This is a genomic window from Bradyrhizobium sp. WSM4874 (assembly GCF_055811835.1).
On record NZ_JBVVPR010000020.1, the window covers coordinates 82582 to 105697 of the forward strand.

A 23116-nucleotide genomic window follows, 5' to 3' on the forward strand; every position below is an offset into this window, starting at 1 on the left:
ACGGGGTTCCACACAACCCCCCCCCCTACCCCCCGGCCCCAAAAACTCATTGTAACCCCACCCCCAAAAACCGCAATGTGGGGAGATAACTGAACCCGGCCGGGGGGGCCGCCCCCCCCCCCCCCCCGCGTCCTGCCGGCGGCCGCATTCGCGTCCGTCGGCTCGCTGCAAAGTTTTCCGGAACGCCCGGAAACTTCAATTCCGGTCTGGCGTTTTGCGGTCGGTTTCCAAGTTCTGGGAGTCGCACATGAAGAAACTTGCTTTGGTCCTCACGATGATCTCGGCCCTGTTTGTGGCGGCGGCCTCGCCGGCGGAAGCCCATGGCTGGCGCGGCGGCTGGCACGGCCATTGGGGAGGTCCCGGTATCGGCTTCGGTCTTGTTGCCGGTGCGCTTACGGCTGGTCTGGCGGCCAACGCCTACTATGGCCCGCGCTATTATGGTCCGCCCTACGCCTACTATGGACCGCGCGTCGTGCGGCGGGCCTATTATGTGCCTTACGCCTACGCTCCACCGCCCTATTGGGATCCCTGGTGGTGACGAGACAAGGCCCGGATCATCATCCGGGCCTTTTGCGTGAGCGCAATCGGTCAATCGTTCCGGCGCGCCTATTTGCGGTTCGCTCCGGTGGAGCCGGAACCTGGCATGGCCTGTTGGCCGCCTTGCGTTTGCCTGGTGTCGTTGTCGCCTGGCCGCGTCGTGGAGGACTTGGCCGGTGCGTTCGCGCCGCCGCCATTGTTATCCGATGACGTGTTGAGGCTGGAGGCGCCCGCTCCCGTCGCGCCGCCGGTGCCAGAGGAGTCGATGCTCGACCCGGTCCTGGACGCACCCGCGCCGCCTTGCGCGAATGCGGAAGGGGAGAATGCGAGAGCCGCAACGAGCCCTGCGAGAACCAGCTTTTTCATGTCCGCTCCTTTGCTTGACGTCGTCACATGCCGTGCCGAGGCAAAGATTTGGGGACGCACCTGTTCCTGCGCGGGAGCGGAAATGCCGCACCACCGACGATTAAGTCATCCCGGACTCATCGCGCCCGGGGCGATCCGTTGCTGCGCTTGCGGCGTCAGCTCGTAGCGATCGCCGGCCTTCACCAGCCAGCCCGCCTCGATCATGCGTCGCGTCATGCCCGCGCTGCACAGCGGGTGGCTGCCGCCGGGATGAAACAGCGCGCCCTCGCGTTCGATCAGGTAGCCGTAGAGCCGCGCCTGTCGAAGCGGGTTTTGCATCCCTGGTGTGGGCGCCTCCATGGTCTCTCGCGCAGTCCTCCAAGACGGCCCTGAAATGCCGGGCTGAGACGACGGGCCGATTCCCTTCAGGCGGCCCCGGCCTGCGGCGGGGGCGGGGCTTCGAGACGAGGCCGCCATTGCCGGAATCGCAAGGACCCGGCGCGGCCCAATACGCAACGCCCCCAGGTCGTTCCTACAAAGTCGTTGCTATCTGCGGGTTGCTGCCGGCAAGGCAAAGTGCCTAAGCCGACCAACGATCCTGCTCTTCCTGGTGGGCATGCTCGTTCAGCCGTTCGGCGATCTGATCCGCGATCTTCTCCGACTCGGCCGAGGCGACCGGCTCGCCCTTGTGTGTTTTGAGCTTGTCCTTGTCGGCTTCGATGGGAAAGTCGTCGGGCTTCAGTCCGGGATCCCTGGTCATGGCGCGCCTCATTGTGTCTCGCATCCGGAAAACACGGATGCGGGCCGTTCGTTGCTGGAACAATGAAGCCGCGGTGGAGAGTCACAGCCCGGCTCAATCGCCGCGTCCTGCGCTTTGCTCAGGCCCCGCCGACAGCCCGGATCACGGTCCCGCTGCCGCCGCACGTGGCGCAGGGAGCGCCGTCGATCCGCCCCTTGCCATGGCAATCGGGGCACACATCTTCGCCCGTGCCCGTCGTTCCCGGTGCGGCTTCATCGCCGGGGTTGAGTGCCGCCGAACCGGCCGGCGGTGTCCCGGTCTTTGCGCCTCGCGCGTCGGTCTTGGTCATCTGCACCTCCCTGAAAAGACCGCAACGCGCCTTGCGGCAGGAAGTGCCAATCGAGGATGTCAGGTGCGGTGCTCTCGAGAAGCACTTTGCCGGTGGCGTCCGCGCGAATTAGCGCGGCGGGAAGGTCATCACCTCATCATCACCGCACGCCCGTGCCCTTGCAGCGCTGGCACTTCACCACCTTGTCGCCCTTCTTGAGCAGGCCTTTGCCTTCGCAGTTCTTGCATTTCTGCTTCTTCTTGATGTTCGGGCCTTTTTCACTGGTCATGGATGGCTCCTGCCGCGGGAGAGCGGTCTTGTGCGGTCGTTCAGCGGATCAGCTGAGTGGTGCCAATAATCCCTACACTGATGCCGGCTTCGGCACCACCAGCACCGGGACGCTGCCGTCCACCAGGACCTCGGATGTCTGGCTGCCCAAAAACAGCTTCCTGAGGCCGCGTCGTCCATGAGAGGCCATCACGATCAGGTCGTATCCCCCAAGCTTGGCTGTTTCAATGATCGCAGTCGCCGGGTGCGCATTCGGAACGTGCAAGAATTCTGCAGGCGCGCCGATCTGCTCCGACATCGCGCGCGCTTGATCGAGCACCTTGCCCGCGCGGACCTTGCAGGCCGCGTCAAAGCTATCGATCTCGTCCTGCGTCGGAATCCATCCCGGGTCGTGTCCGCCCCCATAGTCGATCGGCAGTGCTTCCGTCACAGTGATGATCGTCAGCCTGGCGTTCAAGGCCTTCGCCAGGGCAATGCCATGCTCAACGCCCTTCGTCGCGACGTCCGATCCGTCCGTGCTCAAGAGAATGTTGGCGTACATGCGGTGGCTCCCTTGCTCGTCGAACAAAGTGATGCCTGGGTAATATGGGCCGGTATGCGGCATGGGTCTATGTGCGTTTTCCGCGATGGTCTCGCCGTCACGGCTTCAAAAAGGCAGCCGCGCACGAGGTGAACACGTTCGTCGTGCCGAGTAGATTTTCATTCACGTCTGCAATAGAGGACTACGGTGACAGTGCACTTAATTCAAAGTCTTCGTACCCGCAAAAGGGGCGGGCTCACTGAGTGCGCAATCACCATATCGATGCGGCAGGGATAGCAGGCGGCGAAATTGGTATGCCATCCGGCTCGGCCGCCGAAGCTGCATGTGTGGGCCGAGAGCAAATGTCGCTGCAATGGACAAAGGCCGAGATTTCGTGAGAGCGGCACGGTCGCCCTCCAGCTCTCATTTGACGCCCGAGAAAGCATCCGCTGCGTAGACGACCTTGCCGCCCACGACGGTCAGCAGCGACGCCGTGGCGCCGATTTCCTCGACGGGGACGGACATGAAATCCCGATCGAGAATCGCGAAGTCGGCGAGCTTGCCGGGCTCTAACGTGCCGCGTCGCGTCTCGTCGAAGCAGAACCACGCGCTTCCCATGGTGTAGAGGCGCAAGGCATCTTCGCGGCTGGGTGTTTCGTCCGGGCCGCGCGTCGAGTGTCCGCCGACGGTCTTGCCGTCGAGCATCCATTGCAGCGCCACGAACGGATTGTAGGATGCGACGCGATGTGCATCCGTGCCGGCCCCGACATGGACCCCAATGCGTAACGCCGTGACGATGGGCGGCATGCTGCGCGCAGCTTCGCCGACCTGCGCCACGATACGGTCGCCTCCGAGATACATCGCGTCCTGCATGGTCCAGCCGACACCAAGGGCTTTCATGCGCGCCAGTGTTTCTGGCGAGGTGTTGTCGAGATGGGCGATGGACCAGCGCAACGGCGCGAGCGGCGTCTCCTTGTTGACCTCGTCATAGAGGTCCAGGAGGTGATGGACGGATTTGTCTTCCTGCCAGTGGATGGTGACTGTCAGTCCTTGCTTGGCCGCCCAGCGAATGATCTCGCGGAACTTGTCCTTGGCGGCCGCGTCGGGCGCATTGTTGTTGTACATGGCGCCGGTGATCCGCTCGCCTAGTCCGTTGAACCGTAGCATGTCGTCGCCGAATCCCATCGGCAGGAACGGCGTGAGAGTCTTGTACTCCTCGAATTCCGCGCCGACATTCTGGGCGAACAGGCTGAAGGCAACCCGAACCGAAAGTGATTTTTCACGCCAGAGCTTTTGCAGGGCGGCGTAATGGCTGGGATAGATGCTGAAGCCGCCGGGATCCACGATCCCGGTCACGCCAAGACGATTGAGCTCCGTGAAGAACTGCCGGGTCCCGGCGACATTCTCTTCGAAATTCGGCCTCGGCAGCCGATCGAACAGCGCGGAGATGCTGACAATGGAGCCGTTGAGCCAGCCCGTGGTGTCGCCCGATGCGGCCGTGATACCGGCCGGCAACTGATCCGCGGAAATCCCGAGCGCCTGCTGCGCTTTTGGCGTCATCAGCACCGCCGAATAGAACAGCTGGATGTAAGCCGGATTGTCGGGAACGGCCGACATCACCTCGGCGAGGGTTGGCCGCCGCCTCTCCGCAAATTGCAATTCGCTCCAGCCACCGGCCACGATGATCCAGGACGCCGGGCGCGCTTGTGCTGCCTGGCGCAGGCGTTCCATGGCCTCGGGAATCGTCTTTGCGCCGATCCAGTTGACCTCGGTTGCGTAGGTGAGGCCGGCGCGCACGGCGTGAATATGGGAATCGATCAATCCCGGAATGATGGTGCGTCCACCCGCGTCGACACGGCGCGTGGCGGGCCCGATCAGGCCTTCCATGGCATCGTTGCCGCCAATTGCGACGATCTTGCCGTCGCGGACTGCGAGAGCCTGCGCGATCGTCGATGCGGGATCCAGCGTCACCAGCTTTGCGTTCGTGACAACGAGGTCGGCCTTTTGTGCGCAAGCCAAATTGGCCCAGCACGAGATCAGCAAAATCGCCAGAAGCTTTCGCATCATCAGTCCCGACATGAGAGAGGCCGAACCGGCGCCACATATTCGCCGCTGGATGCGCTCGCGGACACGGCGTGTCGCAACGGGGAGTGTGGTGAGTCTGGTCGTGTCTGGCACCAACAAAATCGGAAGGTGCACCGGAAAATTTCGTAACGGCTCAAGCAGTTGAATTTATAGCCCGCCTTCGCCCGCTTCGCAGCAGTTCGTCCGTCTTCGCTCTCACTTCGTTCAAGCTACGCCGGACACCACGCTTCGCCCTCGTTCTCCGCGCGGCTGCGCCACGCGTAGGCCGAAGGGCGAAGAATGGTGGGCCCGGCATGACTTGAACCTGGAATTACGGTGACAGTGCTGTCACCGGAACCCGGTTGCAGTGGTATGTCCTAGCGCTATCTGCACCTTCGCTATAATGAGGGCGCCCTTGTGCGTGCACCAGGAGCATAGATCGGCGACTGATCGTGCGGCGACAGATGGCGCAGCTTTCCGGGTATCCTCGAGGCGTGCTCAACAGGTCGAAAGAAATCTTCTCGTTCGTGATCTTAAGTTGTTTTGGCGTGAGACTCGCGTACAAGGAGATATTGGGGGAAATGCAATGGTCGATAAACATAAACTTGCGCGGCTGCGTCAATTGATCACCGAAGGCCTGCGCGTCCGGCTTGGCGGCGAACGTATCAATTACATCAACGTGGGCCACGCGCTTGAGGACGCCAGCGCGCGACAGAACCACACGATTTTTGCTCGTCGCGGTTGCGGCAGACGCTTCTGTTGCACGCATCGGCCGCCGCACTATCGGCTGATGTCAGGGCCATCTATCTCAATTGTGAAGATTTCAAGCGGCATAGTTTCCCGAACGTCCTCATAGAAATACTGGTCTCACTTTTTACCGATATCGACACGCATCTGAGCGGATGGTTCGGAAAAAAAGAGAAGAAGCTTCTCGGAGAAATCATAAAGAAGCTAAAAAGCATGCACAGCGAACCCGACACAGTCGATGAGGATGTTAAATCGAGCGCGGCGAGTGAGTTGGCAGCAGGGCTGAGTTTAGACAAGGAACTAAGATCGGTGCCAACGCGACCAAGAAGGGCAAGAGCGAGATCGAGCGAGCATTCAAACATCATCGAGAGAAGCTGCAGGATCTCGATCGATGGTTGCCCGAACTTAAAAAAAGCTTGCGAGCCTTTTTCGAGCTGTCTTCGAACGTTAAAACTATCTTGTTGCAGATCGACGATCTCTATCATCTGAAGCGAGCGGATCAGGCATTCGTCGTTGATTACATTCATAGGCTCTGCAAAGATCTTCCAATCTTCTTTAAGATTGCCACGATGCGGCATGCTTCCACGCTGTTTGCTGATCGGGAAGGGCAGCCGATTGGGGCGCAGGAGCGCCACGACTTTCAGCCTGTAAACATTGACTACACGTTCAGTGACTTCAAACGGACGTCGAAGCAAAACTGGCAGATATTGATGGAGTACGGCCGGCAAGCCGAGATGGACGAAAAAGAGCTATCTCAGCTGTTCAAAGGCGAAGGTTTCGATCGGCTAGTCATGGCCGGTGGTGGCGTGCCGCGAGACGTTTTATCTCTGTTCTTGGAAGCAATGAGTGCGCACGATGGCGAAGCCGTTGGCAAAGACGAAGTTCGCGTCTTAAGTAAGTCCAATCTCGAGAGGCGCATCGAGGAATTGAAGAAGGATAGTCATGCCGACGAGCAAGACTTATTAATCGCAGGTATCTACATGCTGCGAGAATTTTGTCTGACTAAGAAGACGAACATCTTCCTAGTTCCGGAAAAGGTTATGCAACAGCAAGAGGAATGGAAAAGCCTTTTCAATCCCTTGCTCGACTATCGAATTATCCATCAGGCTGGGTCGGCGCTCACTCACAAATCTCTTCCCGGAAATTATCAAGCTTTCGCGATCGACATAGGCTGCTATGCGCGCTTCCGGAAGATGGAAAATCGGTTTGCAGAGATCGACGTGTCCACGGTGCAGGCGAAAGATCAGATGCGGTCTGCGCCGGTGTTAACTGAAGCGGAGCTCGGCGCGCTTTCTAAACAGGTCCCTCAAAACGCTGAACAGCTATTGCTCGAACAGCCTGCCGACGTTGGATAGGAGTCGGCTCGCCGCCTAGCTGCTGCAAGGGCACAGCCCACCACTCACGGCTATACCAGCGAAGCGACTTCAGTGAGCGGCAGTTGTTGCGCCCCTCAACGGACGTACACGGGCGTTCCGGCCTTACGAATCTTAGTGAGCCGGACCCAGTTTCCGCGTCCCCGTTCGATCTGCCAAAACCACCAACCGTTCGTGGGCCGTTTGATGGCAGCCTTTGCAGCTAGAGACAATGACTTATAAGTAACGTTCCTAAAACGAACCGTGCCATTTCTGCGGACACGTGCACGGAAAACCTCGTCTCTTAACGTGCCCTTGATGCGAGCGCCCTGCGGAAAGAGTCTGGTGAGGTCATTCTCTACGCCGGTAGTTTGCGTAGCGATAGGAGCCGTACCCCTCCCAAAGAGGGAGGAAACCTCGCTAGTTTGCTTGCGACGAATTGCTTGAGCGATGCGTCGTCGCATATCCACAGACTGCGCCAACTTACCCTTCTGCCGCGCACCCGGCGGCTTTGCGATCCGCAACAGAAGTGCTTCTATTTCTCGAAGGTGTTGGTCCTTAATCGTGAGGTAAATTGAAAAGCTATCCCACGAATTGCCGTGGCGATTTTTTACATGCGCTTTGAGGCGACCGCGAAGCGCCGTAGCAAGCCCGACATAGTATAGTTTTCCCTTTCGGAAGAGCGCGTAAATTCCGGCATTACGCCCAATAAATTCTCGCACCAATTCTGGATGTTTTTCCAGCAGATTTCGGGAAACGTTTTCGAGATGCCGGTGAACCAAAGGCTCCCGTTTTCGCTGCCGAACACCCCTAGCCCTCTTCTTGAGTGCCACTGGCGCGCCCCCAAATGCTCGAAATGAGTCGGTAAGATTTTGGCACGGCAGGCCGTCAACTTCCAATTAATCAAAGCCCAAGCCACAATAAAAGACGAGCTTTAAGGGGAATCTGTCCGGTTAGGTCGTCGTCCTCCGTTCTCGGAACAATCATTGCTCCAGCGTTTTTCCCATCAGCTTTGCTACGCCGTTGACGGTTTTTTCATCGCCGTCGTTCCAGCAAGACCCCTTGATTTCATCAATTGTCTTATTCGTGGCACTTAAGATGGCCGCCGTCTTGCCGGGGTCCTTCAATGCATTTCGTAAGTCCTTAGTAAGGGCCCACCTTACCATCATTTCGTCCAAGGTGCTCAAGCGCATGTTCAATCGTATATGCGTCCGAACAGCTTCGCAGACGTCGAAGATCAGCTTTTGCTTTTCGGGCAGTCCAGGATTGACGATCTTATACGTAATTTTGTCATCAGCTGCCTTAACGTAAGAACTAGCCATTAGGGAGTCGATGATCGATTTCGTTCCGGTGCATGCCCCCTGTGCAACGTCTTTAGGAGAACACTGTCTTGCGGCGAGGTCGTCCTTTTGAAGTACGCTATCCACTCTCACCAAATCTTCGGAGGTATCCAACGCAATGGAAGCCTGGCGCCGACTGTAAATGACCATGTCGCTGCCGGGAAACAGGGTTGGTATTGACACCCGAAGCAAACCATTTTGTTTCAGATTGTAGTTCTTTGCCGCGGATGAATTGAAAGTCCCGGCTTTTGATACCGCATCCTGAAACGCTTGCGCGCTTGACTGAAGTGCGCTCGTTGCTGCTTTAGTCATCTGATTCCAGGCAAATGCCGCATTGAAATATCCGAAAGCGGTGGCGACGTTGTTCACGACGCTTAGGTCGAGAACTTCTCCTCCGCTCACGCTGAACTTAAGATCGAAGTCATCGTAGTTTGAATCGTTGGCGCCGCCTGCGTAACGCAGTAGGGGAAATGTCGGAGATTGCGTAACATCGAAAAAGCAGCCGTTGCCCGCAACAATGCTGTCTGATTTGGATCCGGTCGCAACGACAAAAAGAGGAGTCGGGTCCTTTAAAAACTGGACTTCTTGGCCGGGCGTCCAATGATAAGCAACTTGTAATTTTGCCGTTACGAGCGTCGCACCCGAGGTGCCTATAATAGCGTTGGCCAACCTTTTGAAATAGGGCGCTTTGGAGCACTCGATGAACGTGGTGCGAAATTGTGGGGCAATGCGGAATTGATAGTAGTAGTCAAATTCTCCGAGACTTCTATTTCCTCGAAATTTTCTGAACGCCATGTAAGTCTTGTCGGAGTGCCGCTCTTCACTCCACGAGCCGGTGACGATTTGAACGCCGTTGCTGCCGCTGTCGCTGGGTTTGAGAAGGTATTGCTGAGCGCCGGCCATCGAGGGGATGCCAGCTGAAATGATTAGCGAAGTCGCAATGCATGCAGATAGCTTCATTTTAAATCCCCTAAAAGATCGCACGCTGATTGTGTTTACGATATAAGTCAACCTCTGTATGGGGACAATTGAGAGTTAGTGGCCCACCGTAGACGGCGCGAAGCAGCCGAAAGAAATGGTCGAACCGTTGGTGGGCCCGGCAGGACTCGAACCTGCAACCAGACCGTTATGAGCGGCAGACTATCGATCGCCCTCGTTGATTTTCCTTCGTTTTCGTTCGGGTTTGATAGTGTTCGTCACGGTTCGTTCGCGCTGTTTCTGGTGCGAAACTGGTGCGGTTGGAGTCGACGTTCAGACTCATAAACAGAAGGTCATAGGTTCAAATCCTATCCCCGCAACCAACGCTTCCCTAGACTCTAGGGGTTCGGCCGCCCTCTCGGAAATCCTGAGCAGGGCGGCGAGTTGGCCGTAAATGTCGATCTGCACGGGTTTGTACCGGCCCCGTGGATGAACGACGACTTTCTCGACAATCTCCCGAATGGCCTCATGGGCCGCCAAGCGGCTTTCTTCGTCCGCTTCAGCCAGGGTCTTCTTCAGGCTGTGCACCTTTTCGCGGTAGGCGTTTGCCGCGTTCGGATGGAATTCCACCGCGGGCGGGACGACCTCGGCGATGGCTGCCTCGATCTCATCCCGTTGTGCTTCGAGAGCCGTCAGACGATCGCGGAGGGCGCGGCTGGGTATTTCACCCAGTAGCGCGTCCACCGTCTTAGCGATTGCGCCGTTGACGTTACCCAGCCGCTTTTCCAGATCGCGGCGCCGGTGGGCGGTTGAGCCGTGCAGCTCGCCGACATCCGGTGATACTCTCGGACATACTCGGCGATCAGCTCGGGCGCCGCCAGTTGTTCCTCAATGCCCTTCAGCACCATGGCTCGATCGCTACGCGCGGCACCGTGCGCTTGTTGTCGCAGAGCCCGGTTTCCTTCATGCGCGTGCAGACCAGGAGCGATCCGCGCTTGTCGTTGCCGCCGACGACATAGCCGGACCCGCAGCAGCCGCATTTGACCAGACCGGACAGCAGGTTCTTCGGCCGAGTAGCATACGCTCCTTTTGGGCCGCCGCGGTCCTCCCGCCGGGCCCGGACCTTGGCCCAGGTTTCCGCATCGATGATGCGCAGGTGCTCCGCCCCGGCGGTCATCCATTGCTCGCGGGGGTTCTCGCGACTGATGCGTTTGCCGGTCTCCGGGTCTTTGATGAAGGTCTGCCGGTTCCAGATGATGCGCCCGGCGTACAGCTCGTTTTGCAGAATGCCGTTCAGGCGCTTGCGGCTGCCCGCAATGGTCGATGCATTCCAGGCACCGCCCCGCGGACCAGGTACGCCCTTCTTGTTCAAGGTAGCCGCGATGTCCACGTGGTGAGTTTGCGCCAAGGTAGTCAGCGAAGATCTGGCGGACGATAGTCGCCTCGGCAGCATCAATCTCCAGCTCTCCCGCCTTCCCGGGGATCGGGCGATAACCGTAGCTGCGCCCACCGTTGTGACGACCATCGCGAACGACACCGGCTTGCCCGCGGCGGGTCTTCTGCGCCAGGTCTTTGAGATAGAGCGAGCCGAGCAGGCCTTTCACACCGATATGGATCTCGCCAGCAATACCGTCCTGTGCCGTGCGAATGTCGATGCCAGCGAAGCGTAAGCGCTTGTGAATGCCAGCCAGGTCTTCCTGGTCGCGGGAAATGCGGTCCAGCGCTTCAGCAACGACAACCTCAAACTTACCGGCCTTGGCGTCGCGCATCAGGCGCTGCCAGCCCAGCCGGTTCAAGGTGCTCGCGCCGGAAATCGCGCGGTCATCATAAACGCCAACGACGATCAATCCTTCGCGCTCGCAAATGGCGCGGCAGAGAGCAACCTGGTCCTCAATCGACCGGTCGGTTTGCTTATCCGAGCTAAACCTTGCGTAGATCGCCGCCTTCATAGTCGCTACTCGCGTCCGTTGTGCGGTGCTGACGCTCATAATCCGCGATCGCCGCAGCGCGAGCAAGAGCACGAACGAATCGCAGCAATGCATCGCCTGGGGGGCCTTCCGAGCCCGTCGGATGAGGCACATGCGCGTTTATCCGCCGACCAACCATGACCGCGACAGCTCCCGCCAGCCACGCAGCAACTTGACCGCGCAGCGCGATTTACCGATCGCGTCCGAGGACGCGTATTGGCATTTGCAGGGGAGAAAGTAGGTTGTTAGGTCGCTCGTTGAGCTGCCAGCCAGTCCGATAGCTCAACTCCGCTGATCCGGCGCTGCTCGTCGGGCTTCTCAGGTGGAATGTCCTTCCCGACATCAAGCGACGTGCGAGAGATTTCGAGGAGACTGTCGAGAAACTTTCCATCCAACATCGGAGAACGCCTTCCAGGCCCGCAACGCTACGATGCTCAGGGGCTAGCGTACTGGCAGTACGAAATCCTGTCCACAATTCGTCACTCAAGCATCAACCAATAACGTGCCATCTGAGCCATTGGCGATGCCCGGCCGTAAAGCGCCCGCCTTCCATCCTTTCGAAGGGTTTTACCGTGCTGTTGCATAAGTCAAAATAAATGCAACAGGGATAGACATTCGTTTCGCTGCGGCCTTTGACCGTTGCGTAAGTCTGTTGCAAATTACAGATAGTGAAATACGGCTATGCCCGCGTGTAGACCTCCGAGCAGGATCATGCCGGGCAAGTCGACGCGCTGAAGGCAGCGGGTGCCGTCAAGGTCTTCAGTGAAAAGATGAGTGGCGTGCGAGCCGATCGGCCACAGCTTGCCCGCGCCATCGCCGGGCTCGACCAGGTGACGTGCTCGCAGTTACCCGCATTGACCGCCTGGCGCGGTCGTCGCGCGATTTGCTCAACATCGTTCACGAGATCGAGGCGAGGGGCGCGACTTTCGAATCCCTAACCGAGCCCTGGGCCAACACCAACACGCCGACCGCTTCAGCAATGCTGACCATGTTGTCGGCGTTTGCCCAACTCGACCGAGCGTTCATCCTGGCCAGGACGAAGGAGGGCAGGGAGCGGGCCAAGTCCCAAGGCCGGAGGTTTGGACGAAAGCCAAAGCTCAACGAGCAACAGATCGCGCACGCGCAAGATCTGCAACGGGAGGGCCGAGGCATGCGCGAAATCGGCGCTCTGCTTGGCTGTAACGCGTCGACGATTTCTCGCGCCCTGCAAGTTAGAGTGTCGCAACCTCGCTCGCGCTGAGAGCAGTTCCAAATGCCTACTTCGTTTATAACGCCATTGAATAATGCGCCTGGGGAATACGAATTATTCTGGCCGATAACAAGGTCCGTGGTGCCACCCGCGTAGTGAATATTCCCCGTCGTAGCCAAGCTGTTGTCCAGCTTGCCATTGAGGTAGCCGGCGGTGTCGCGAGTCTGCTCAACATCTCTGCACCGATACGGCTATTGGGGTAAAAGCGTTGATAGCCATCCAAGAGACCGCTGATGAAAGCTCTGAGCCGTAAAATCGCATTTACGGTTTTGCGCCTCGTTCAATCAGCATTCAGGAACTCGTGGCGGTCATAGTCCCACTGATCAAAGTTCACGCCGCTGAACGTTAAGCTGCTAGCTGCTCGTGCTTCGAGCGGATTGGTACCTGACTGCATACGGCTCAAGAGGATCTTGTGAATGATGGGCTTCTGCTCGTCCCACCAAGTCTTGCTCACGCACGTATTTTCGAGGTACTCGAACGCCGTTTGGATCGCCAAGGCGCTGTATTGCGAGGAGTCTTGTGCAATGAACGTATCGGCGAACTGCCGACCGATCTTGAGCTGCTCTTTGGGCCAGAGCATGATGACAGCGGCGTGGTCCTTTGCCGCAAGGATATTGAAGCAGACAATGTCGGCGATGGCTTCAATATCGTGGATGAGCTGTAAAGGCTTCGCGTTGTAGTCATATAGAGGAAGAACGCTTCCCACAGCCATGACCGAGGGGAGCTTCTTAAAATGAACGACAAGTGCGCTCACCTGGTCGTACTTTTGTCCGAACAGATCCGTGGCACATGCTTCGAAAGCTGTTCCGATATCTCGAACGGCGGACAACCCGTTGATAGCCTGAGCTTTGAGAAACTCTATAGCTTCTTTATCTTTTGGCTTCTTTGATTGCTGCTGTTCGATCTGATGCAGAGTCGACTGATAGCTGCTCACCTTCCGGTAAAGTTCAGACGCGAGCGTTCGATACTGAAGCAATGTCAGCTGATGGCCATCAAAGACAAGCTCATCATCTTCGATGTGAGCGAAGATCTTCTTGTCATGCGTGGCGCAGAAGCAGTTCAAGACCGAGAAATTCCGGATGCCGTATTTCTTCATCGTGAATTGCCCTTCCGAGCGGGCAAGGTCTGCGAGAGTGGCACCAATGGCGTACACATGGCTGTCAGGCGCGATTTTAGCGAGTTGACCGTAGGGAATGGTATGCGCGGCGATGATCTTCCCCTCGCATGCCTCGGACGAGTGCGGCTTTGCCAGGCACGTCTTCGTCTCGAAGATGCCCTTCATGACCTCGGCAGTGGTCCAGTATTCGTTTGGCATCTTTTGTTCGGCCATCAGCCCAGCTCCCGTCTTCAGGCCACCCTCCGACCGAGCGTCCCGTTCGCCCTCAGAATAAGCGGCTACTTAAGGTGGTCAACCGGAACGCGCCGTTACGAAAGATATTTCAATGGCTTAAAGGGTGGCGGGCGGGCCTGGGTGATTGTTGTCGGCTACTGTCGGCATTCTGCCGTGTTCGACCCTGGCGGACCAGGCCTATGATCTGGGTCAAAGGAGAACGAAATGAACACCACCTTGCTTGACCCTAAAATGCTCGGCTTTTGGGCCCGTTGCGTCCGGGACGCTCAGCACCTTTCCCAGGATGCGCTAGCCGCGAACGCCCCCGTCAACATTCGGACGGTCCAGCGATTTGAATCCGGACAGCCCATCAACGTGATGTCACGCCGCGCGATCGCCAAGGCGCTCGGCTACGACGATCCGGATATCTTCGATGACCCTAAATTCATCGAGAGTGTCCTGAGCTTCTTCGATAACCTCAAGGACTTGAAACAGAAGCAGCTTGATGATCAGCACCCTGACCAGATCCGGGTCAAGGCAAACGCCATCGCTTCCGGAGATGAGGCCGTAGGATTCGCGGATACCGTCAATGCGGTATCCTTCACGATCGACGCCGACCTCAGTGAAGAAGCCAAGGAGCTTGCGGCTGCATTCTGCGATTACCTCCAGGATCTGATGGATGTGGATGATGTCGCCATGTCGGCCCGCCTGGCATTCGCCAAGGACTTGGACGGGTCATTGAACGATCTTCGCACGAGAGGCGCGTCGGTCTACAGTGCCATACGCGAACACCAGCTTCGCAACGATAGCTGGAAGGACCAATCACCTTGGCCGGTGAAGGTAGGTTTCCTCGTGGTCGTTCCTGCGGACCGGCATCTCGAAGTCCTGTACGTCCCCAAGCGCGCGCGCTTCGCCTAACGCGAGCCGCAGAGCCAGGGCTCAAAGCCTGCTTAGCCTTTCGGGTATCTCAGGCTATTGTGGTGTGGGTGGGGATCATCAGATGTGGTGCGACGAGTTAGCAGGAAAATCTTGGATCAGCCTCTGGTCGGGCTACACGTTGTGTGGAGGCGATTGTCCGGGTATCCGCCGGCACGAAGGTCCGTGCCCCGCGTGCGGTGCGCCACCGGTTCACTTTTCATCGACGATAACAACCCGGGATGGTCGAAGAACGTTGGCTTTCACCGTCCCCGGCGCCGAGGGGCGCTACGAGGACTACATCTATCTTCAGATGCTTCAGCGTGAGTGGGAGCGACCGGTTGTCGAATTCCAAGCGCTTGCACACTCTGCCGGCGTAGAGCGTCCATCTGCGCAAGCTGCCCTCGTACTGCTGTTCTGGGGGTACTTTGAGACCCGGATCGAGAGACTTCATCGCTCGGCGATGCGGAGGCTTCCACAGCGCGTTCTAGAGGACCAGCTGAAGCGCTATTCTGGAATCGGAAGCCGTCTCTTCGATCTGTACAAGATTTTCTTCGGCACTACCTATTTCGATGATCTCCGGGACCAAGGTTTTGCGGCGGTTGCCGATCTGCTGAGCGACATTCACAAGCGCCGGAACGAGTTCAGTCACGGGAAGCCTCAGTCTATTAACGACGCGACCGTGAAGGCCCTGGTCGAAAATCTCAAGGCCGAGCACGAGGCTTGGATCGCGATATACAACAGTCGGGTAAAGCCCTGAACGGCCATGGGTGAAGCCAGGCGGAAAAGAGAAGCCGTATTGAATGGCCCGTGCCCTTGCGGTTCAACCAGGCCCGGGCGGGGCTGCTGCTTCAACGGCAAAGATTGGCACAAGCCGTCCACCGTCCTTGGCCTCAAAGCGCTTCCTCCGGCGTCAAGCGTCGCCAAATGCTATATGCGCGACCTGGGTTCGTGCGTTGCTCCGATCTCGGGCGAGCACATCATCTCGGAGTCGGTTATCCGGGTTCTGATGGGCGACGGCGAGTTTTCGGTCGGCGGCCTTCCATGGTTGGCGCTGGATGAGGAGAAGATCCTCGCGCCCAACAATTTGCGAACGAATTGCCTTTGCGCCAAGCATAACAGCGCGCTTCATCCACTCGATGATGCCGCCAAGTATTTTTTCTTTTCGCTAAAATCGTACCTGGAGGAAGATGCGGGATCGAGGCACGCCCTCATCTCCGGGCACGACCTGGAAAGATGGCTGCTCAAGACGGCCAAGGCGGCGGCGGTCTCGAAGAATCTCGCGAGAGGCAGGGCGCCGCTGTCTGGCGCGTTCTCGCGCGACGCAACGCTATTGGACATGCTCGACGATCCCCGTCATTGGCCGGAGGGTGCTGGGCTCTACTGCACCATGAATACGGGTGACCGAGCCCTCAACCATAAGCGCTTCCAGCTGCAGCCGCTCACAAATGCACAGGAAGATATCGAAGCGCTGGCGCTGAATATCTTGGGCCTGAGCTTTGTGTTGCTGCTCGAACCTCCGGATGAAGGAAAATATCCGTTTCTGCGCGGTGCACGATATCGGCCGGGAAGAATCATTATCGCGTACCCGGCCTCCACCAACTGGCTGACAATGAGCTGGGATGACGGCAGGGCGCACCAGCCGCTGACGATGCAATTCGTGCGGCCGATGTCCTAGGCGTCTAGACGATTTGAGAGGCGTAGGCCGATTCGTAGATCTTTTTGCCTTCCTGGGTTTCAAGGCGAAGCAGACAGTAGAGTTCCCAATAGCGGCTCCAACGATCGTCCTCCGGCGAGAGATATTCGATCGGCAGGCCGAGCTGCTTGGCATCGGCGTAGTCGATCGGCTGGCCGTGCGTTTTCCATTGGCTGGCGCTCATCAAGGCTTGAGAAATCGTCGAACTCGGCGCGCCGCGTCGCTTGAGCATATCCTCGGCGAACGTTCTTACGCGGTCACGAATGCCCTGGAATTTTTGAACAGTCCTGGCGTCGAAGCTATCGAGCATAAGCAAGGCAATTGGATCGTCACGATTTCTGCGCATTGCCTCACAGTGTTCTTCGTAAGCCTCCAAATAACCCATAACGGAATAGGGCTGGTCATTGCCGCGCGAGTCCTTGAGGAAGACCTGCGGATCGATCATGCCAAGCTCGGAAGTATTGCTCATAATGATTTTGCTGGCAGCGAGCGCCATCAAGGTACCGGCGCTCTTCGCAAGGTCGGGGACGATGACGCGGAATGGCTGCGTGCCGGCTTTTGCCAACACCAGCTTGACCAATTTTTCGCAGGCATCGACGTCACCACCGCCGGTGTTGAGAAGCAGGTCGATCGCCGAATTTTCGCGTATATTGTGGAGCATCTCCACAAAGCCCATGACGTCGTTACGATCGATCTCGGCCTCCAAGCTCGAAACATAGCAGATGAGCTTTGTGCCCTCGGACGCGTTTATCTGCTTGATGAGCTCCTGCCGCTGATAGCGGCCTGCGTTCATTGCCGCATACATCGGCGTCTTTGTAAGTGGACGCTCGGCCTTGTGCGGCGCAGCTTCGGACGTCGGCAAGGTCTCCTGACCGTTATCACTCACCAAATGAATCCCCCATCCAATCAACTTTTCCGTTTTTTATGAAGTAATGGCATCTGCGCCGACCGTTATGGTAGTTCACGCTCGGCGAAAGCGATAGAGTACCCTCAACCGTAGATAATTGCCAGAACGGGCTGCGACCGCGATCGAGGTTCAGCATGATGCGGTGTCCGCTTTTGCAAGGACAGTCGAACGCGATCCATTTCAGTCGCGAGGCGTCGCCGACAACGACTGCGGTATTGCTTGGCAGCCTCTCAGGTATTTCATCGGCTGATTCGACCTGACCGAGGCAGTACAGCGGCGGCTGATCCGTTAACCACTGAGGAAGCCAGACGAGCTGTAGCCACTTCCATCGCGGCAAACGCGCCAGGCGCGGTGGAAGCCAGTCGGTCCATCGCCACTGCCACCAACGAATCTTCATGCGCCGGGCCACGCCTGTTCGAGGAAGGGATGGCCATCGCCCTTGCCGATCTTATGGCTTTCCGGGTTGCAGTAATGACCCGGCCGCGGCTCAGCGTTGTTGGTCGAAATTTCCCTCTCGTGCCAGCGGAACAGCACTTCCGTCGGCCTCGGGCTCGGTCCAAACCCGATCAGGCGCTCCAGAAGCTCGTTAATGGCGGCTGAAGCGATGCTGGTCGTGAAGGTCACCACTGCTGGTTCTATGCCTCCCAGGACGGGCGCATAGCCCTCATTTTCAAGTCGTATCCGCTCCTCCGGCGTTCGCAGCTCGGTTTGTGCGCGGGCAAGATCGATCCGGTCGCGGCAGACGAGGCAGGCGCCGCCTGGGGTGAGGGTGGTTACGCGGCCATTGATGCTTGCCAAGGCTCCATCTCCGCCCAGCAGCACGCCGCAATCGATCACGGGGGTCGCCAGGAAGGTCGAGAATCGCGACAGAACCAAGCGGCCAGCGTTGTCATCAGTGCAACCAAAGACAACGTCGCAAGGGATCAGCTCGCGCGCCGTTTTCTCAAGGGTCACCATCGCCGGCACGGTATGGCAGTCGAGATCGGGTGCTATCGCTGTCAGATGGCTTTGCAGCATCTCCGTCTTTGGTTTGCCCACTGCGGCAGGCGTGGAGCCGTAAACTCGGGTGACATTGCTCTCGGTCAGCGTGTCGGCGTCGATCAGCGTAAGATGCCGCACGCCGAGACGCACCAACTGCTCGGCGACCGCAGAGCCGGTGCCACCGCAGCCAACGACCCCTACTCGCAACGCCCCGAGGGTTTGCTGGACATCGGTGCCGAACGCACGGACGCTCCGGTCAAAGATCGCAGGGATCTGCGGCGCGCTCGAATTGAAAGAATTCATGAGCTGCCACTTGTCGCCGACGCGCCAAAGGCGCTCGATCGGCGCTTTGCCGCCGTCGCCGAAATGCACCTCGCCGGTAAATGTGATCCCGTCGTCGCGCGGCGACGCGATAAGCGTGACGTACAGTTCCGAGCCCGAACGCAGCCGGAAGAGGTCGGAGATGTCTTGGTCGACTTTGCGATCAGCCATGCTCGGTGTTGGGTGACCGACCATGCCGGGATGCGTGTGAAACCAGATCGGAATGGCGCCGATGCATTCGGCTTCGGCCAGGGCAGGGACGTAACCCTGTGACGCGATTGTCAGATGGTCTCCTTCACGCCCGAGGTAGGCGTCTTGCGGCACCCAGCGCATCCCGCGTCCGAGAAGTCGGATGTCGCCGTTTGGCGCCCGGGCGATACCCGCCAGCAACACGCCCGCCGTTTCCACCGGAAGTCTGGCGGTCTGCTCGATCTCGTGGAAAAGCGGTTCTGTCAGGACCAGTGTAATTGTCATGATGCTCCTGGGGCCGCTTTGAGCAGCTCGTTTCTGATCAAAGCGAAATAGCTTTGAAGTGAGTCGATGCCCGAGCGCCACTGACCCGCTGTAAAGTGTCGCGACCAGCGCTGCCATTGGCGTCCGAGATGGCCCTCGCGTGCTTCAGTAGCTGGAATGACAACACCGTCCACTCGGCGTACCGGTGGGTCGAACCACCACATATCCGGCGGCACATCGGGATAACCAGGGGCCAAGCGTATCAGCAGGTCGCTGGCCTCCTGGTCGAACCCCTTCGGAAGCGGGTACGATGGAACGAGGACGCAGATGACGCCGCCTTCAGTCGTGACCTGATGGCCGGGGGCCTTGGTGCTCAGAAATTCCATGTCGTGTGAAGGCAGCACGGCGGTCGTTCCTTAGACGAGGCCCGGATTGATCTGCGCGGGCGCAGTGAAGAAGCGCAGGCCGTCGCGCATCTTCACTTTCTGAGTGTCCGCGATCTTTTCGTCGGAGCCGCCCGGCACGACCTCGAATAGGTCCCGGTCGGGGCCGATGGGCGGATTGGGCAGTGCCCGCAGTTGGGCGCCGGTGAGGAAGTGCTCCGTCACCTTGAACTCGTTGCGGTCGATCTTGATCTCGTAGGGATGCTGACGCTCCTCGAACTCCTTCAACTCTTCCAGCTCCTGGCGTTCGAACTGCTCCAGCTCCAGCTTCTGGCGCTCCTCAAACTCCCGCAGCTCACGCAACTGGCGCTCCCTGAAGGCTTCCAACTCCTTCTCGCGGCTCGTCGGTGCGCCGGCTTCGTTATGCTCAGTCATTGTGGTACCTCCATTGATTGATACCAAGATACCACGATACTGTGGCGCTTGACAAGCCCGGTGTTAAGGTGCAGATTTCCCGCATGAAAACCACGAAAGCCATGACCATTCGCCTGACCGATGAGCAGGCTGAAGCGCTCGAAACCGTCGCATCGGTCGAGCAGCGGGCCATTTCGGATGTGATTCGTGCCGCGATCAGCGAGCACATCGAGAGCCGGCGCAAAGACCCCGCCTTTCAGGAAGACCTGAAAGCTCGCTTGGCCCGCGCGCGCAAACTCCTGGCCCGTCAGGCCGGCGAGTAGCTCAGAGCAGTTTCCGCAATTCGTTTTTGAGTAGACCGATTTTACCGTGGAAGCTCGCGATCATCGCGGGCATGAAGGTTTCGGCGTCAACTCGATCAAAGTTGAGCGGGTAGCCGACATGGCGGCTGAAAAGATGCATGAAGGCTAATTGGGATCTGCCGTTCCCCTCGCGAAATGCATGAATGGCGTTGAGCTCAGCCAAAAAATCGGCGGCTGCATCTAAGAAGCCTTCTGCGGTTGTGCCACGCTGTAGCGCCGGAAGCTGGAGCTTCTTGAACAGCTGGTTCATGCTTGAGGCGATGTGTTCGGGGTAGCAGAACCAGTTCCCGCCCTTTGCCGTGCGGACTGTCCTGTACTCCCCTGCCCAAGTATAAACGTCCTGGAACAGATGGTGGTGGATGCTTCTATAATGCGTTGGCGTGAAGCGCCCCTCAGGCAAGGGCTCTCGCGACCTCAGCGCCATCATTTCGAGTTCAAACGCATCCAGGGTTTTCGCATCCCTGAGGCGGGCTCGGTTCTTAAGGACCGACGTGCCTTTGTAGCAATAGGGGTCGTCGGATACGTCGTAGCCGCTCAATTCGGTTAGCGGCCTTTGGGTTGGACGTACGCCCTCAATACCTCAGCTCGCTTTTGAGCGGGCGTCAGCTTCGATTTGTTGAGGGCTGACAGGCGCTCCTTAGAAGCTTTGCCAAGCTTCAACCCTTCGACAGCCGAAATAGCCGCAAAAGTCTTGTCTCCCAAAATGCGGGAGGAAGAATTGATGCTGGAGCCTTTGCGCTTGTCGGTCATGGGCGAACCATATCACGGATTCTAGGGGGCGGGGAACACGAAGTTTCAGATACGCCATCAGGCGTTATCGCTACCTTATTGAAGATATAGGGGTGATCTCGATAGGCGCACCACCGTCGTATTTGCGATTTTGCGCCGCCTGCTGTGAGGGACAGGTAATGGGCCCGGACTTGCCAAGCCGCGCCAAAGCTTGAGTTCAAAGAGCTGGCTTCGCGTTGGTTGAGAGGCAGAGTTCGGACCAGGGGCTAAGGATGCCATCCTTTCCTGACGGTTCGCGTAAGGAAAGGAAAATGGACTTTCCTTTCCTTATTCCATCGTCGCCGTGAAAACGTGCAATCGCATTTGCGGTTTACGACGTGCGCACCGAGAAAACCTCTGTGGCTCTGGCCAGCGCTGATACGTCCATATTTGCCGCGTCCTCCACCTCAAAATAGCTCAGTAGAAACAACGCCTAGGGGAATACTCCGAGGCGCCGTTTGCCGCTTTGTTTGCCGGTTGGATAAGCGGGGCACGCCCGATAGCGGGAAAACCAGTGGATTGCCGGCTGTAAAATGCCCGGAAGCGATGCGCATCGCTTGACCGTCCAGATTGCCCTGTTCTAACTTTGTTCTCAAATGTGCGGGGGCGATTCTGTGAGCCCCGCAGCCAGCTTTTCAACGAAAACAGGAAACGCCCAGCCGGGCAGGAACCATGCACGAGATCATCTGCCCCCACTGTACCAAGGCCTTCAAGGTCGATGAGTCCGGTTATGCGGATATCCTGAAGCAGGTCCGTGACGGCGACTTTGAAAAGCAACTGCACGAACGGCTGGAACTGGCCGAGCGCGACAAGCAGAGCGCCGTAGAATTGGCCAAGGCCCAGGTCAGCGGCGATCTGCAGAAGACCGCCGCTGCCAAGGATGCTGAAATCCAGGAGTTGAAGTCCAAGCTCGAGGCCAGTGGAGTTTCGCAGAAGCTCGCGGTGAGCGAAGCGCTAAGCGCCGTCGAAAAAGAGCGGGACAGGCTGGCGAACGCGTTGGCAGAGTCCGAGCGCGAAAAGAAAGCGGCCTCGGAGCTTGCTGAAGCGCTTCTGGCCAGCGAGCAGCACAAGATCACAGCCGCCAAGGAAAAAGAAATCCAGGAGCTGAAGGCTAAGCTTCAGGCCGTCGAGCTGGAGAAGAAGCTCGCCGTGACCGAAGCCGTCGGTGCCGTCGAGAAAGAGCGCGATGAGCTGAAGAACGGCATCAAGCAGGTCCAGCTTGAAAAGCAGCTCTCTGAGCAGTCCCTCAAGGACAAGTACGAAACCCAGATCAAGGATCGCGACGACGCCATTGAGCGCCTGAAGGATATGAAGGCCCGCCTCTCGACCAAGATGGTCGGCGAGACCCTCGAACAGCACTGCGAAACCGAGTTCAACCGGGTCCGCTCGATGGCCTTCCCGCGGGCGTATTTCGAGAAAGACAACGACGCGCGGAGCGGCAGCAAGGGCGATTACATCTTCCGCGACGCGGACGAAGCCGGCACCGAGCTCATCTCGATCATGTTTGAGATGAAGAACGAGAGCGACAAAACCGCGACGAAGAGCAGGAACGAGGATTTCCTCAAGGAACTTGATCGGGATCGCACCGAGAAGGGCTGCGAGTACGCGATCCTGGTCTCATTGCTCGAACCGGACAACGAACTCTACAACACGGGCATCGTCGACGTCTTCCACCGCTATCCCAAGATGTACGTCATCCGGCCGCAGTTCTTCCTGCCGATGATCACGCTGCTGCGGAATGCCTCGCTCAATTCCTTGAAATACCGGACTGAGCTGGCGCTGGTTAAGGCGCAGAATATCGACATCACCCAGTTTGAAAGCCAGTTGGAGACGTTCAAGACCGCGTTCTCAAAGAACTACGACCTCGCCTCTCGAAACTTCCAGACGGCGATCGCCGAAATCGACAAGTCCATCGACCATCTGCAGAAGACCAAGGATGCGTTGATGGGTACGGATCGCAACCTGCGCCTTGCGAACGACAAGGCGCAGGACGTGACGATCAAGAAGCTGACCCGGGGTAACCCCACGATGGCGGCGAAATTTGCAGAGCTAAAGAGCCCACCCGCTGAAGCTGCAGAGTAAGGAGACCTCCTCATCTTATTGGGATGAGCCCAGGTCGGCGCGTGAAATCGTGCGTTCGCATTTACGATTTTAAAATACACGCCAACAGCGACGGCGCTTAACCGACGATC

At 58.2% G+C, this 23116-nt stretch carries 28 protein-coding genes and 2 pseudogenes; 9 read left to right on the forward strand and 21 right to left on the reverse strand.

From position 1 onward, the window contains the following. The first annotated feature begins 247 nt into the window (after positions 1-247). Complete coding sequence (locus AC0L3P_RS21255; protein ID WP_473304712.1) at positions 248-538, forward strand: hypothetical protein; 291 nt, start codon at positions 248-250, stop codon at positions 536-538. A gap of 68 nt (positions 539-606) precedes the next feature. Here the strand turns inward: AC0L3P_RS21255 and AC0L3P_RS21260 are convergent, their stop codons facing one another. From AC0L3P_RS21260 to AC0L3P_RS21290, 7 genes are all read right to left on the reverse strand, one after another. Beyond that, positions 607-903, reverse strand: coding sequence for a hypothetical protein (locus tag AC0L3P_RS21260; protein ID WP_354210416.1), 297 nt, complete (start codon positions 901-903; stop codon positions 607-609). Positions 904-1008: 105 nt separating this feature from the next. Next, complete coding sequence (locus AC0L3P_RS21265; protein ID WP_473304716.1) at positions 1009-1242, reverse strand: hypothetical protein; 234 nt, start codon at positions 1240-1242, stop codon at positions 1009-1011. Positions 1243-1462: 220 nt separating this feature from the next. After that, positions 1463-1642 (reverse strand): hypothetical protein, encoded by a 180-nt coding sequence (locus AC0L3P_RS21270; RefSeq protein WP_275172131.1) that lies wholly within the window; start codon positions 1640-1642, stop codon positions 1463-1465. A gap of 118 nt (positions 1643-1760) precedes the next feature. After that, complete coding sequence (locus tag AC0L3P_RS21275) at positions 1761-1970, reverse strand: hypothetical protein (RefSeq protein ID WP_473304718.1); 210 nt, start codon at positions 1968-1970, stop codon at positions 1761-1763. Positions 1971-2109: 139 nt separating this feature from the next. Continuing rightward, complete coding sequence (locus AC0L3P_RS21280; protein WP_007600646.1) at positions 2110-2238, reverse strand: hypothetical protein; 129 nt, start codon at positions 2236-2238, stop codon at positions 2110-2112. A gap of 72 nt (positions 2239-2310) precedes the next feature. Beyond that, on the reverse strand, positions 2311-2778 hold the full coding sequence (locus AC0L3P_RS21285; protein ID WP_473304720.1) for a universal stress protein: 468 nt from the start codon (positions 2776-2778) through the stop codon (positions 2311-2313). Positions 2779-3180: 402 nt separating this feature from the next. Continuing rightward, positions 3181-4821 (reverse strand): amidohydrolase, encoded by a 1641-nt coding sequence (locus tag AC0L3P_RS21290; protein WP_473304722.1) that lies wholly within the window; start codon positions 4819-4821, stop codon positions 3181-3183. 586 nt (positions 4822-5407) lie between these two features. On the opposite strand from AC0L3P_RS21290, the gene AC0L3P_RS21295 reads away from it, so the two are divergent. Beyond that, positions 5408-5677 carry a hypothetical protein gene (locus AC0L3P_RS21295; protein ID WP_473304726.1) on the forward strand — a complete coding sequence of 90 codons (270 nt, stop codon included), beginning with the start codon at positions 5408-5410 and terminating at the stop codon, positions 5675-5677. 286 nt (positions 5678-5963) lie between these two features. Continuing rightward, on the forward strand, positions 5964-6923 hold the full coding sequence (locus AC0L3P_RS21300) for a hypothetical protein (RefSeq protein WP_473304728.1): 960 nt from the start codon (positions 5964-5966) through the stop codon (positions 6921-6923). A gap of 95 nt (positions 6924-7018) precedes the next feature. Here AC0L3P_RS21300 and AC0L3P_RS21305 read toward each other — a convergent pair whose 3' ends face one another. The 6 genes and pseudogenes from AC0L3P_RS21305 to AC0L3P_RS21330 all read right to left on the reverse strand — a co-directional run. After that, complete coding sequence (locus tag AC0L3P_RS21305; RefSeq protein ID WP_473304730.1) at positions 7019-7753, reverse strand: GIY-YIG nuclease family protein; 735 nt, start codon at positions 7751-7753, stop codon at positions 7019-7021. A 150-nt stretch (positions 7754-7903) separates the two neighbouring features. Then, entirely contained in the window at positions 7904-9220 is a 1317-nt protein-coding gene (locus tag AC0L3P_RS21310; protein WP_473304733.1) for a hypothetical protein, read from the reverse strand. 297 nt (positions 9221-9517) lie between these two features. Then, entirely contained in the window at positions 9518-9922 is a 405-nt protein-coding gene (locus tag AC0L3P_RS21315; RefSeq protein WP_473304735.1) for a hypothetical protein, read from the reverse strand. Next, positions 9871-10086 (reverse strand): hypothetical protein, encoded by a 216-nt coding sequence (locus tag AC0L3P_RS21320; RefSeq protein ID WP_473304824.1) that lies wholly within the window; start codon positions 10084-10086, stop codon positions 9871-9873. Before AC0L3P_RS21320 ends, AC0L3P_RS21315 begins: the two co-directional genes overlap by 52 nt. Continuing rightward, positions 10077-10550, reverse strand: coding sequence for a recombinase family protein (locus AC0L3P_RS21325; RefSeq protein WP_473304737.1), 474 nt, complete (start codon positions 10548-10550; stop codon positions 10077-10079). Before AC0L3P_RS21325 ends, AC0L3P_RS21320 begins: the two co-directional genes overlap by 10 nt. A 205-nt stretch (positions 10551-10755) precedes the next feature. After that, positions 10756-11259 (reverse strand): annotated as a pseudogene (locus AC0L3P_RS21330) (recombinase family protein); the annotation flags it as partial. A 617-nt stretch (positions 11260-11876) separates the two neighbouring features. Here AC0L3P_RS21330 and AC0L3P_RS21335 point away from each other — a divergent pair. Beyond that, a pseudogene (locus AC0L3P_RS21335) lies at positions 11877-12385 on the forward strand (recombinase family protein). A 289-nt stretch (positions 12386-12674) separates the two neighbouring features. Here the strand turns inward: AC0L3P_RS21335 and AC0L3P_RS21340 are convergent. Further along, on the reverse strand, positions 12675-13724 hold the full coding sequence (locus tag AC0L3P_RS21340; RefSeq protein WP_473304739.1) for a hypothetical protein: 1050 nt from the start codon (positions 13722-13724) through the stop codon (positions 12675-12677). Between the two features lie 225 nt (positions 13725-13949). On the opposite strand from AC0L3P_RS21340, the gene AC0L3P_RS21345 reads away from it, so the two are divergent. From AC0L3P_RS21345 to AC0L3P_RS21355, 3 genes are all read left to right on the forward strand, one after another. Continuing rightward, the gene (locus tag AC0L3P_RS21345; protein WP_473304741.1) at positions 13950-14642 is read left to right on the forward strand and encodes a hypothetical protein; all 693 of its coding nucleotides are present in this window, start codon (positions 13950-13952) and stop codon (positions 14640-14642) included. 253 nt (positions 14643-14895) lie between these two features. Continuing rightward, positions 14896-15399: a hypothetical protein gene (locus tag AC0L3P_RS21350; RefSeq protein WP_473304743.1), complete on the forward strand. Its 504-nt coding sequence runs from the start codon at positions 14896-14898 to the stop codon at positions 15397-15399. Between the two features lie 174 nt (positions 15400-15573). Continuing rightward, the gene (locus AC0L3P_RS21355) at positions 15574-16317 is read left to right on the forward strand and encodes a hypothetical protein (RefSeq protein ID WP_473304745.1); all 744 of its coding nucleotides are present in this window, start codon (positions 15574-15576) and stop codon (positions 16315-16317) included. A 4-nt stretch (positions 16318-16321) separates the two neighbouring features. Here the strand turns inward: AC0L3P_RS21355 and AC0L3P_RS21360 are convergent, their stop codons facing one another. From AC0L3P_RS21360 to AC0L3P_RS21380, 5 genes are read right to left on the reverse strand one after another with little or no spacing between them, the layout of a single operon-like run. Continuing rightward, positions 16322-17221 carry an SDH family Clp fold serine proteinase gene (locus AC0L3P_RS21360; protein WP_473304748.1) on the reverse strand — a complete coding sequence of 300 codons (900 nt, stop codon included), beginning with the start codon at positions 17219-17221 and terminating at the stop codon, positions 16322-16324. Beyond that, positions 17214-17639 carry a ubiquitination-like system serine protease family protein gene (locus tag AC0L3P_RS21365; RefSeq protein WP_473304751.1) on the reverse strand — a complete coding sequence of 142 codons (426 nt, stop codon included), beginning with the start codon at positions 17637-17639 and terminating at the stop codon, positions 17214-17216. Before AC0L3P_RS21365 ends, AC0L3P_RS21360 begins: the two co-directional genes overlap by 8 nt. Next, positions 17636-19018 (reverse strand): ThiF family adenylyltransferase, encoded by a 1383-nt coding sequence (locus AC0L3P_RS21370; RefSeq protein ID WP_473304753.1) that lies wholly within the window; start codon positions 19016-19018, stop codon positions 17636-17638. Before AC0L3P_RS21370 ends, AC0L3P_RS21365 begins: the two co-directional genes overlap by 4 nt. Beyond that, positions 19015-19401, reverse strand: a complete 387-nt coding sequence (locus AC0L3P_RS21375; RefSeq protein WP_473304755.1) for an E2/UBC family protein — start codon at positions 19399-19401, stop codon at positions 19015-19017. Before AC0L3P_RS21375 ends, AC0L3P_RS21370 begins: the two co-directional genes overlap by 4 nt. A 12-nt stretch (positions 19402-19413) precedes the next feature. After that, positions 19414-19815: a multiubiquitin domain-containing protein gene (locus AC0L3P_RS21380; RefSeq protein WP_473304759.1), complete on the reverse strand. Its 402-nt coding sequence runs from the start codon at positions 19813-19815 to the stop codon at positions 19414-19416. An 83-nt stretch (positions 19816-19898) separates the two neighbouring features. On the opposite strand from AC0L3P_RS21380, the gene AC0L3P_RS21385 reads away from it, so the two are divergent. Continuing rightward, a complete protein-coding gene (locus AC0L3P_RS21385; RefSeq protein WP_247439684.1) occupies positions 19899-20117 on the forward strand; it encodes a DUF6290 family protein in 219 nt (72 codons plus the stop codon). A 1-nt stretch (position 20118) separates the two neighbouring features. Here AC0L3P_RS21385 and AC0L3P_RS21390 read toward each other — a convergent pair whose 3' ends face one another. Both AC0L3P_RS21390 and AC0L3P_RS21395 read right to left on the reverse strand, forming a co-directional pair. After that, a complete protein-coding gene (locus tag AC0L3P_RS21390; protein ID WP_473304762.1) occupies positions 20119-20694 on the reverse strand; it encodes a Fic/DOC family protein in 576 nt (191 codons plus the stop codon). A gap of 5 nt (positions 20695-20699) precedes the next feature. Then, the gene (locus AC0L3P_RS21395) at positions 20700-20906 is read right to left on the reverse strand and encodes a hypothetical protein (RefSeq protein ID WP_271528077.1); all 207 of its coding nucleotides are present in this window, start codon (positions 20904-20906) and stop codon (positions 20700-20702) included. Between the two features lie 690 nt (positions 20907-21596). Here AC0L3P_RS21395 and AC0L3P_RS21400 point away from each other — a divergent pair. Then, positions 21597-23006, forward strand: a complete 1410-nt coding sequence (locus AC0L3P_RS21400) for a DUF2130 domain-containing protein (RefSeq protein ID WP_473304765.1) — start codon at positions 21597-21599, stop codon at positions 23004-23006. Positions 23007-23116: the final 110 nt, after the last annotated feature.